At 60.2% G+C, this 10,187-nt stretch carries 10 protein-coding genes and 1 pseudogene; 1 reads left to right on the forward strand and 10 read right to left on the reverse strand.

Translation table 11 applies throughout. From position 1 onward, the window contains the following. Positions 1–59: 59 nt before the first annotated feature. The 6 genes from FEM54_RS14555 to FEM54_RS14580 form a co-directional block, all read right to left on the reverse strand. On the reverse strand, positions 60–2,168 hold the full coding sequence (locus FEM54_RS14555; RefSeq protein WP_138451568.1) for a TonB-dependent receptor: 2,109 nt from the start codon (positions 2,166–2,168) through the stop codon (positions 60–62). A gap of 152 nt (positions 2,169–2,320) precedes the next feature. Continuing rightward, positions 2,321–3,703: a PepSY-associated TM helix domain-containing protein gene (locus FEM54_RS14560; protein ID WP_138451570.1), complete on the reverse strand. Its 1,383-nt coding sequence runs from the start codon at positions 3,701–3,703 to the stop codon at positions 2,321–2,323. Positions 3,704–3,819: 116 nt separating this feature from the next. Further along, the gene (locus FEM54_RS14565; RefSeq protein ID WP_138451572.1) at positions 3,820–5,880 is read right to left on the reverse strand and encodes a TonB-dependent copper receptor; all 2,061 of its coding nucleotides are present in this window, start codon (positions 5,878–5,880) and stop codon (positions 3,820–3,822) included. Between the two features lie 93 nt (positions 5,881–5,973). Continuing rightward, complete coding sequence (locus FEM54_RS14570; RefSeq protein ID WP_138451575.1) at positions 5,974–6,384, reverse strand: DUF2946 domain-containing protein; 411 nt, start codon at positions 6,382–6,384, stop codon at positions 5,974–5,976. Between the two features lie 10 nt (positions 6,385–6,394). Further along, positions 6,395–6,877 (reverse strand): copper chaperone PCu(A)C, encoded by a 483-nt coding sequence (locus FEM54_RS14575; protein ID WP_017136762.1) that lies wholly within the window; start codon positions 6,875–6,877, stop codon positions 6,395–6,397. A gap of 46 nt (positions 6,878–6,923) precedes the next feature. Beyond that, the gene (locus tag FEM54_RS14580) at positions 6,924–7,319 is read right to left on the reverse strand and encodes a DUF2946 domain-containing protein (protein WP_068931263.1); all 396 of its coding nucleotides are present in this window, start codon (positions 7,317–7,319) and stop codon (positions 6,924–6,926) included. 670 nt (positions 7,320–7,989) lie between these two features. Here FEM54_RS14580 and FEM54_RS14585 point away from each other — a divergent pair. Further along, positions 7,990–8,241, forward strand: coding sequence for a DUF6124 family protein (locus FEM54_RS14585; protein WP_122528293.1), 252 nt, complete (start codon positions 7,990–7,992; stop codon positions 8,239–8,241). Positions 8,242–8,296: 55 nt separating this feature from the next. Here the strand turns inward: FEM54_RS14585 and FEM54_RS14590 are convergent, their stop codons facing one another. From FEM54_RS14590 to FEM54_RS14605, 4 genes and pseudogenes are all read right to left on the reverse strand, one after another. After that, positions 8,297–8,785, reverse strand: a complete 489-nt coding sequence (locus FEM54_RS14590; protein ID WP_138451577.1) for a PIN domain-containing protein — start codon at positions 8,783–8,785, stop codon at positions 8,297–8,299. Then, a complete protein-coding gene (locus FEM54_RS14595) occupies positions 8,782–9,060 on the reverse strand; it encodes a hypothetical protein (RefSeq protein WP_065930623.1) in 279 nt (92 codons plus the stop codon). Before FEM54_RS14595 ends, FEM54_RS14590 begins: the two co-directional genes overlap by 4 nt. 126 nt (positions 9,061–9,186) lie before the next feature. Then, positions 9,187–9,912 (reverse strand): cobalt-precorrin-6A reductase, encoded by a 726-nt coding sequence (locus FEM54_RS14600; RefSeq protein WP_138451579.1) that lies wholly within the window; start codon positions 9,910–9,912, stop codon positions 9,187–9,189. Beyond that, a pseudogene (locus FEM54_RS14605) lies at positions 9,909–10,187 on the reverse strand (cobalamin biosynthesis bifunctional protein CbiET); the annotation flags it as partial. The pseudogene FEM54_RS14605 and the gene FEM54_RS14600, both read right to left, overlap by 4 nt.

Consider the following 10,187-nt stretch of genomic DNA (forward strand, 5'->3'; position numbering starts at 1 on the left):
GTATCAGGCAGACCGCTATCGCAGGCAAGCCAGCTCCCACACTAGTCCATGTGTTTCGGTTAGAAGGTGTAGTCCGCCGTGACGAAGAACGAGCGCGGCTCACCCAGTATCCACTGTTGGCCGTTGTTGTACTGGCTGACGGCGTAGGTGCGGTTGAACAGGTTGTTCAGCTCAAGGCCCAGGGTGGTATTGCGCATGGCCCTCCACGATACGCTGGCGTCGGCCACGGTGTAGCTCGGCACTTCGCTGCTGTTGGCGGTGTCGGCATAACGGGCGCTGACGTAACGCACACCGGCACCAGCGCGAATGTCATCGGTCACCGCCTTGCTCAACCACAGGTTGGCGGTGCGGTTGGGCACGTCCACCGGGCGGTTGCCGTCGCGGGAAACAGCCTGGCCGTTGACCACTTCGGAAAAGTCGTCGTACTGCGCCCGCACAATGGCCGCATTGGCTTGCAGCTGCCAGGCGTTGGGCAGTTGCAGGTCCAGGCTGGCTTCCAGGCCGTTGGAGGATTGCTGGCCGACTTGCTCCTTGAGGGTGGTGCCGGGGATGCTCACCAGCAGTTTCTTTTTGACGATGTGATAGGCCGCCAGGGTCCATTCACCACGCGAGTCCCAGAACGCCTGCTTGAAGCCGATTTCGGCCTGTTTGGCGGTGGACAAACCAAACTGCTGCTGGCTCGGGCTCAGGCTGATCAGGCTGCCGACACCGTCGGTGCTGGTGGCGTACTGGCCGTAGACCGAAGTGCTCGGTGTGATCGCGTAGACCAGGCCGGCTTTCCAGTTGCTGCCGGTCAGGGTCTTGTCGGAATCTGTGTTCGCAGCCGTCAGATCATTGCTATCGATGTGCAGGTAGTCGCGGCGTGCGCCAGTGATCAGCGAGAGTTTGTCGGTCAATTGCAGGCGGTTTTCGGCGAAGGCTGCGAGTTGTTTGGTGGTGGTGACCGCTTGGGGGATGAATGGGCTGCTGCTTTCAAACGGCTGTGGCACCGGATGCTGAATATCCACCGGCTGGCCGCCGCCTGGCACGTCGTTAAACGGCGCGTTACTGGCCAGGCGGAAGCGAATACGATTGTACTCAACGCCTGTCACCGTCTGGCTGTCGAGGCCGAACAGTGTGTGTTTAAACGTGAACGTCTGGCGGTCACCGACCTGTTCCTGGTTGTGCTTGATGCCCAGGTAGTCCTGGCGCACCAAACCGCCATTCACAAAGTTGTAGCTCTCGGCGTTCTGCCAGCGGCGCTGGTTTTTCAGGTACGACAGCTCGTTGGTGGCGGTGACGTTGTCGTTGATCTGCCACTCGCTGGTCAGGCGCGTCCACTGGTCGTTGTAGTGCTGTTTGTCGTCGCTGACGTTGTAGTTCTTGTCGCGCAGGCCTTTGTGCAACTGGCCGTTGATCAGTGGCGTGCCGTAGTAGTTCTGCGGGCTCTGGTCGCCATAGTCGTGGGCCAGGGTGAAGCTCAGGGTGTCGGCCGGCTGCCAGCGCAGCGCGCCGCTGACGAAATCGCTGGCGGAGTCGCCGCGTGCGATGAAACCGTTGCTGCGCAGGCGGTTGACGTTCAGGCGGTAGCTCAGTGTGTCAGTCAGCGAGCCGCCGCTGTCCAGCGCTTGCTGTTGGCGGTCATAGGAACCGTAGCCCAGGCGCACATGGTTTTCGATTTCGCCGGTGAACGGCTTCTTCGCAATCGTATTGATCACCGCGCCGGTGGCGCCCTGGCCGTACATCACCGAGGCCGGGCCGCGCAGCACATCCACGCGCTCAACCGACCAGGTGTCCACCGGGAAGGTGGACGTGCCTGCGCCGTCGAACATGCGCTGCCCGTCGTACAGCTGCAGCACCGAACTCTGCCCGGTAAAACCACGGGCCTGCAACGACGTGCCGCCGTCGCCCGGCGAGCCGGTGCGGCTGATGCCGGTGGCGCGGGAGATGGCGTCCTGCACACTGGCGTCGCCGCGCTCGCGGATTTTTTCGCCGGTCTGGCTCTCGACACTGCCCGGGGTTTGCAAGGCCGTGAGGTTCAAGCGCGAACCGGCGGTGGTCGGCGTGTTCAGGTCAACGCGCTCGTCATCCACGGCGGGCGCGGTCACGGGGCTGGCGGGCAGAGTCAGGGCCTGGGCGCTGTTATGCAGGGCGAGCAGGCACAGGCCGGACGCGAGGTACTTGTTCATCGGTCGATCAATCGCTTCTTGAGAGGGGTGCTCACCGCAGGGCGCGGCGAGCAACGATAACGCAGAAAGTGTTATAAGTTAACACTTATTGGCTGCGCGACAAAAGTCGCGCAAGGCTACAGAAGGCCTCTGCCGTGGGCATCTCGCCTGCTTCATGCAGAACCTGAGGCCGATTCACGTTGGTTGAAAAGGCGCGCCAGCACCAGGCGATCCAGCGCCCACACCACGATCAGCGATGCACCCACCAACGGGAAAATGATCGCCAGCGCGAACATGATCACCATCGCGGTTTTCCACTTCGGCAGGTCATGGCGCAACGGCGGCACCCCCAACCCACCGTGTGGGCGACGCTTCCACCAGATCACCACGCCACTCACCGCGCTGAGTAAAATCATCAGGCAAATCACCAGCACGATCAGTTGATTGATCCAGCCGAACATCTTGCCTTCATGCAGCATTACACCGGTTTCGGTGGCGCGTGCGACGAGGTTGTAGTGTTCCCAGCGGACATCGGCGAGCACTTTTCCGGTGTACTGATCCACATGCAGGGTCGCGTCATTGCGTGGGTCGTTGGCGAACACCGCGACGGTGAACACGCCTTCGGCGGTGGTCGGGAACGTGATGCTGTAGCCGGGTTCGACCTTGCGCGCGTTGGCCAGGTCGACCACTTGTTGCAGGCGTACAGTCGGCGCGGCAGGGCCTGAATGCATCGCACCGTGGTTCATATGTTCGGCGTGGTCGCCGGACATGGGCATTGGCGTGTTCTCCATTGCCCACGGCACAGTCTGCTGGCTGGCCGTATTGAGGCTGCGCGCTTGCTGGTTGGACTGCGGCACGTTGTTCCACATCGCGGCGGGAAACTTATTCCACAGCTCGGCGTATTGTTTGCCCCAGAAGCCGGTCCAGGTCATGCCGCTGAGCAGCATCACCAGCAAAAATGCCGCGCCCCAGAAACCGGCGACCGCATGCATATCGCGCCAAAACACTCGGCCACGGCTGTTGAACCGTGGCCACAACACGCCCGCCGAAGACTTGCCGCGTGGCCACCACAGGTACACGCCCGACACCACCAGCATCACGCCCCAACCGGCGGCGAGTTCCACCAGGCGATCCCCCACAGTGCCGATCATCAACTCGCCATGCAGTGCGCGGGCGATGGCTTGCAGGTTGTATTGGGCATCCTGTTCACCGAGGACGGTGCCGCGATACGGGTCGACGAACACCGTCACTTCACGGCCATCGTTGTGCATCACGAATTGCGCGCTGCTGGTGGCGTCGGCGGGTGGCAGGTATTTGCTGATTTTGCCCTGGGGAAAAGCTGCCTGGGCGCGTTGCAGTTGTTCGTCGGCGCTGAGGGCGTGCTCGGCGCTTTGCACGTTGAGCAGGTTGCCGTACATCAGCGGGTCGAGCTGGGGTTTGAACAGGTAGATGATGCCGGTGAGGGCCAGCAGCACCATGAACGGGGCGACGAAGAGGCCGGCGTAGAAGTGCCAGCGCCAGGCCAGGTTGTAGAAGGAAATTTTTGGGGTGGTCATCATTAGGCTCCGCAAGGCTTTAGATATTTTTTGTCTGTCAGGCCGCTATCGCAGGCAAGCCAGCTCCCACATTTGGAATGCATTTCCCTGTGGGAGCGGGCTTGCCCGCGATGCTTTTAGAAGCTCATGTCGACTTTGGTCCAGAGCGTACGCCCCGGCTCCTTGATGGCTTGCGGGTCGTTGGCCGGGTAGCCGAAGCCTGCGTTACCCGCCAGGTTCAAATGCTCGGCATAGGCTTTGCCGAACAGGTTGTCGACGCCCGTGCTGACCTTGAAGTTTTTATTGATGCGGTACGCCGCGTTCAGCGAGAACACGCCAAAACCGCTGCTTTTGTCGAAGTCCTTGCCGACCACGTTGCCCTTGTTCTGGTCGATGCGGTTTTGCGCCGCGACCACACGCCACAAGGCGCCGGCGCTCCAGTCGTCCTGGCTGTAGGTGAGGCCCAAACGCGCGTCCAGCGGTGGCATCTGCGGCAGCGCCTTGCCGTCGCTGGTGTTCTTGCCCCAGGCGTAGGCGAGGCTGGCGTCGGCTTTCCAGTGCTGGGTCAGTTTGTACGCTGCGCCCAGTTCACCGCCCATGATGCGCGCGTCGACATTGCGGGCCTGGGACGTGGTACCCATCATGCCGGGCTTGTAGTCGAACAGGATAAAGTCCTGCACCCGGCCGATATAGCCCGAGGCCCAGGCTTCAAGGTCGGCGGTTTTGTACTGCGCACCGAAGTCGAGTTGGGTGGTTTTCTCCGGCTTCACGCCGTCGAAGGCATTTACCGAACCGACCGCGCCGGTGTTGGGCGAAAACAGCTCCCAATAATCCGGGAAACGCTCCGAATGCCCGAGCCCTGCGTAGACGGTGGTGGGTGTGTCGGCCAGGTCGTGCTCATAACGCACAAAGCCCGATGGCAAGGTTTCAGCGCGAGTGTTGTCGGCGGTCGGGTTGGGGCGCGACATCATTCCCGAACCGGTGGTCTGGCGGAAATCCTTGGCCGAGGCGCGGTCCAGGCGGGCGCCGGTGATCAGCCGATCGCGGTCGGCGGCGTACCAGGTCAGCTCGCTGAACACGCCGTAGTTGTGGAAATTGGCATCCTTGACCCGTGGCAGTTCCTTGTAGGTGTCGATGCCCATGCTGCTGCGCTGGCGATGCTCGTTGGTCTGCGCATCCAGGCCGCTGATCAGTTGCACATCGGCCCAGCGCCAGGTCGCCTTGATGCGTGCACCGAGGGTGCGGCGGTCGACGTTGGAGGCCATCGGCCCGGCCATCATGCCGGTGCCCGACGGCGTACGCAGGCTGTAGTTGTCCATCACATGGTCGGCGTAGTTGTAGTAGACCTGCGCTTCGACCTTATCCAGTACCTCACCGATATTGGACTTTTCAAACCGCAGCCCCAGGCTTTCGCGCAGAAACTGCGAGCCATCCATGCCGCGCCCGGCGTAGCGCGCTTCGCCATCGCCACGGCCGGCAGTGAGCTCCAGCAGGGTGTCGGCATCGGGGGTGAAACCGACGGCCACGTCGCCATTCCACTTGTCGTAGCGCGAGGCGACGGTGTTGTTACTGCCGTCCTTGTAATCATCGGCGTGGGCCTGATTGCCGATCACCCTCACATAGCCCAAAGGCCCACCGGCAGCGGCATCGACCACCTTGTCGAAGCGCCCGTTGGAGCCGGCCAGCACACTGGCATTGACCCGTGTGCCCAGCTCGCCGAATTGCTCGGGCTCACGCTCGAACAGGATGGTGCCGGCTGACGCGCCAGGCCCCCAGAGCACGGTTTGCGGGCCTTTGATCACGGTGAGCTTGTCGTAGGTTTCCGGCGAAATATACGAGGTGGGCGCGTCCATCCGCCCTGGGCAGGCGCCGAGCATCATGCCGCCATTGGTGAGGATATTCAGGCGTGAACCGAACATACCGCGCAGCACCGGGTCGCCATTGGTGCCACCGTTGCGCACCAGCGCGAAGCCGGGGATGGTCTTGAGGTAGTCGCCGCCATCGCTGGCGGGCACCGGTTGGCGTGGGTCTTTGGGGTTGGTGACAACGGTCAGCGGTGAGCTGGGGGCGATTGCGGTGATCACCGTGGGGCTCAACTCGTGATCTTCAGCCTGCGCGTGTGGTGCCAACAGCGCGCCACACAGAACGGCGAGAACGGGGGTACATCCCAATCGGGAGTCAGCAGAAAACCTGGACATGACAAATTCCATCAATCAATCGTAAACAACACGGCCAGCAGCCTGCGGCTGTCTGTCTAAAGTCGGCCGGTGTGAAGTGATGCTGTGAAGTGCTTACGAAGCGATAGGCGGGGCGCGGCTGCGGGCGCCAGGGAAGATGCTCTGCCGGGCGTGGCCCAGGCGGGTGGCGGGCGTCAGGGCATTCGCCGGTGGCGGGGTGCCGAGGCTGACATGGGAGATGCTGCCGGGCAGGGCCGGGCAACTGAAGAGCAGGTCGCAATAACCGCACTTTGCCCAGAGGGCGTGGTGTTCGCTGGGAGCTGGCGTGTGCTCGCCATGGCTGGTCGACGGCATGTCCATGGACATTTGCATCGACATACCGGCGTGATGATCCATCGGCATCGCTTGGGAAATCAGCGGACCGATAAAAATCATCAACATGGCGAACAGGCTGATCCAACTGCCGCGCGCCAGGCTCATGGGCCTGCGGCGGTGTGGCGACAACCTGGCGCGAGGGGCGCCCATTTACGTTGGCCTATTGGGCGTGCATATGCTCGTGGCCGGCCATCGGCGGCGCTTTTTGTACCGAGACCTGAACCTGCACCGGGCCGGCTTTTTCGAAGTTCAGGGTGAGTGGGAAGTGTTGGCCGTCGCGCAGTTGGCTGCGGTCTTTCAGGTCCAGCAGCATCACGTGGTAGGCCATCGGTGCGAAGGTCAGATCACCTTTGGCCGGTACGGCAACGGTTTCCACCTTTTGCATCTTCATCAAATCGCCCTGCATCACATGCTCATGCAGCTCGGCTTTGGCCGCCACAGGCGTGTCGACGCTAAGCAAACGATCAGCGCTTTCGCCCTGGTTATGAATCACAAAATAGGCAGCGACAGTCGGCGCATTCGGCGGCAATTCCTGGGACCAGGGATCGCTGACCAGCAGGCTGCCGGCCTTGTAGTCATCGGCATTGGCAGCACTGAACACCGGCAGCAACAATGCAGCCAGCAGCAGGGAAGATTTAAGCATGGCAGTTCTCCAGAACGGTTCTAAACGCAGTTCACTTGCGAAGAAATCAGACCGTTGGAGAGGCGCGGGGGTTAAGACTCGGCCATTGCTGGCGCGGGGTAGGGGCTTGCAGTGCGGGCGGCGACAGGCCCGGCACGGCATCAAAACGTGTGACATACAGCTGCGGCACATGCCCCGGCAACGCCACTAATGGCGGTGAGCCCGAGCAACACCAGCAATGCTGCATGGCGGAATGATCTTCCTGGGGCGGCGTCGGGATGTCCAACTTGCCCAAGGCAATGGTCTTGAGGCTGGCGCCATTGGAGGAACAGAAACTGCCCCACAGCAATTGCTGCACGGGGTCTTGCGACTGTTGCATCGCGCTGGCCAGCGGCATGGCAAAGGCGTTGAACAGCACTGCAAAGCAGGCGATCCACACAATTGCAAAGCGTTGACGGGCCATGGCGGACAATCCGTAGGGTTAAGCGATCAGGTGGGTATTTAGCCTGATCGGGGGGCATAAGTAAAAAGCGGCGGTGTGGTTTGGTGTCGCAGTGGTTGCCTTCATGATAGCCGGGAACCACGGATTGCCAATTTTACCGACGGGTCGCGATCTCCAGCGTGACGCTGAACCCTGTGGGAGCTGGCTTGCCTGCGATGCGGACAACTCGGTTTTCCTGCAGTACTGAGGCGATGCTATCGCAGGCAAGCCAGCTCCCACAGTTTGGTGTGTGTTTGGCTATGGCTTGGTGTTGAGCTTGCTGATTGCACGAGCAATGCCCTGCTCATGTAGGCCGCTTCTAGTTGAGCCTCTACATAACCTAAGTGTAGTGGTCGTCTACGGAAACGTCCGACAGGGATTTAAGGTTGTCCCTAGGAAGGTGGAACTCTAGTCTGTGTACGCCGCTGCACACGCAGCGGTCGGGCGTCGCGGCCCGGATTGATTAAGCATTGCCTCCTTTCAGTTGACGCTTTTTTATCGTCTACTGTGCGGCGCTATGGTGGCTGTGCGCGGGATACCTTCGGGTATGCCGGTTTCCTTAATCTCCGGTCCGCGAACCTGCGCACAGCTGCCACCCTCTATCGCATCGCGGCGATCAGTGGCGGCTCCATTTAGATTAAGGAAATTCACAATGATCAAACCCACCCCAAATCCCCCCGTACGGCTATTCACCGTAGCCGACGGAATCAGCACCGAAGACCTGCTGGTCAACCTCAGCGAAACACTCGCCTCGGCTAATGCGCTGAGTTGCGACCTTGCGTTTGACCTGGATGGCCCGAAGCGAGAGGAATTGCTGGGCGTTGCGCAGTTGATTGAGCTGGCGCAGTTGCTGGCTGACCGGGTGCAGGAAGGTGCAAGGCGGCCGACAGTCGCGAGTAGTTAACAGTCCTATGACCGATCGTTCCTGCGCTCGTGCGTGGGAGTGATCGTCTATTGGTTTAGAACTCCCAACTTGCTTCCCGTATATGGTTGAAATTCACAACATCGACGCAATGTTGGTGAGCAAAGCCGGCGACTCTAAGGTCATCAGTCAAAACTAGATAGTTATCTTTAGCGAGTGCGATAATTCCGACATCAGTAAGGCCGTAGGGCGACAGCTCATAATCGCGACTTATGTCCAAGGCTGGGGAGTGAATTTCAATAATTGTTGAAAGTGAGTTTTTTAATGTCGCGTAAAAATCGTGCAACTTGCTCCCGTACAATCCATTTGTCAGGTTGCTGACTTCTGCAAGAATGTGAGGCGTGGAAACAAGTCTTTCGAACTGATCAATCATGGTGAGCAAAAGGCGGTAGTCTTCATTGGTATAGCCCCGAGTTCTCTTGAACTCTACAACGCTGGGCGTTCCACCTATCAGCGCCAGGAGTAGCAAGTTGGTGTCGACTATAATTCCCTTTCTACGGTACTGCTTGATATAGGCATCTATCATACTTCGCGGATCTTCATGGAGCGGAACTCACCTGTCTCCGCGTCGATGATGAATGTTTTGTATTTCCTGGTCTGCATTCGTCCGGCTAAGGACGCGCCTAACCTTTCATATTTATCAGGGGTTGGAACATTAAAGCCCAACGTGATTACCCATGTTTTACCGCTTGAATTTAGCTCGACTTCCTCAAGCATGAGGTCTTGCAATTCCGTTTCTTGCCCGAGGAAGTCGTTTGCTGCCGCCTTGGCGACTTGTACGGCCTCTTTAACTTCTATCATGTCAGCTCCTGAATATAATTGAGTCTGGCTTGAATTATTCTTGGAGTGTAGCACTTCGTATTGTTGGTTCATCGCCGTCCCTTGAGGTAACAAATAGAATTGCCAGAGGCTGCGAACGATCCTGATCTATCGAAGAAAATCTGCCAATGAATCGATTGTTTCTGCGGGCGACAAAAGCTCTCGATCCACCCCGGCCAACACCGGCCGCTTCAACACCAACACCGGCACCCCGAGCTCGCGTGCCACTTCCAGCTTCGGCTCGGTCGCCGCACTGCCGCTGTTCTTGCTGATCAACACATCAATTCCACGCCGTTCAAACAACGCGCGCTCGTCCTCAATCAGAAACGGCCCACGCGCGCCGATGACTTCACAGCGCTCATTGCCCGGATATACATCCAGTGCGCGCAGCGTCCAGAATTGATCGGCGGGGATTTCGTCAAGGTGCTGCAACGGCTCACGCCCCAAGGTGAACAACGGACGTTTGAAGGGTTTCAAGGCTTCGATCAGCTCAGCCCAATCCCCCACCTCGCGCCAGTCATCACCCGCCTGCGGCTGCCACGCCGGGCGCCGCAACGCCCAGCAGGGAATGCCGCACATTTTTGCCGCCGTGGCAGCGTTCTGGCTGATCTGCGCCGCGTACGGGTGGGTGGCATCGAGGATCAGGCTGATCTGCTCATCGCGCACAAATTGCGCCAAGCCTGCATGCCCACCGTAGCCGCCGACGCGCACTTGGCAGGTGAGGTCAGTGGGCACGCGCCCAACCCCAGCCAGGCTATAGATATGCTCCGGCCCCAGCGTGCGGGCGATGGCCAGCGCTTCGGTGACGCCGCCCAACAACAGGATGCGTTTCATAGCGGCTTGACCACGTCCAGCAAGGTGATCGGCAGCGCCTGGCGCCAGGTGTCGAACTCACCCAGCGGCTGGGCCTGGGCCACATGGATGCGCGTCAGCTCGCCGCCATGTTGCGCGCGCCACGCCATCAAGGTCATTTCGCTTTGCAGGGTCACCGCATTGGCGACCAAACGCCCACCAGGGCGCAGGTGCTGCCAGCAGGTGTCGAGCACACCGTCGCGGGTGACGCCGCCGCCGATAAAGATCGCGTCCGGTGCTTCCAGGCCGAGTAACGC

Source organism: Pseudomonas edaphica (assembly GCF_005863185.1).
In the GTDB taxonomy this organism is placed as follows: domain Bacteria; phylum Pseudomonadota; class Gammaproteobacteria; order Pseudomonadales; family Pseudomonadaceae; genus Aquipseudomonas; species Aquipseudomonas edaphica.

Excerpts from the sequence above, each read along its gene's own strand:
- FEM54_RS14570 (WP_138451575.1), bottom strand. The coding sequence starts at position 6,384 with ATGGGCGCCCCTCGCGCCAGGTTGTCGCCACACCGCCGCAGGCCCATG.
- FEM54_RS14600 (WP_138451579.1), bottom strand. The coding sequence starts at position 9,912 with ATGAAACGCATCCTGTTGTTGGGCGGCGTCACCGAAGCGCTGGCCATC.
- FEM54_RS14590 (WP_138451577.1), bottom strand. The coding sequence starts at position 8,785 with ATGATAGATGCCTATATCAAGCAGTACCGTAGAAAGGGAATTATAGTC.
- FEM54_RS14555 (WP_138451568.1), bottom strand. The coding sequence starts at position 2,168 with ATGAACAAGTACCTCGCGTCCGGCCTGTGCCTGCTCGCCCTGCATAAC.
- FEM54_RS14575 (WP_017136762.1), bottom strand. The coding sequence starts at position 6,877 with ATGCTTAAATCTTCCCTGCTGCTGGCTGCATTGTTGCTGCCGGTGTTC.
- FEM54_RS14565 (WP_138451572.1), bottom strand. The coding sequence starts at position 5,880 with ATGTCCAGGTTTTCTGCTGACTCCCGATTGGGATGTACCCCCGTTCTC.
- FEM54_RS14580 (WP_068931263.1), bottom strand. The coding sequence starts at position 7,319 with ATGGCCCGTCAACGCTTTGCAATTGTGTGGATCGCCTGCTTTGCAGTG.
- FEM54_RS14585 (WP_122528293.1), top strand. The coding sequence starts at position 7,990 with ATGATCAAACCCACCCCAAATCCCCCCGTACGGCTATTCACCGTAGCC.
- FEM54_RS14595 (WP_065930623.1), bottom strand. The coding sequence starts at position 9,060 with ATGATAGAAGTTAAAGAGGCCGTACAAGTCGCCAAGGCGGCAGCAAAC.
- FEM54_RS14560 (WP_138451570.1), bottom strand. The coding sequence starts at position 3,703 with ATGACCACCCCAAAAATTTCCTTCTACAACCTGGCCTGGCGCTGGCAC.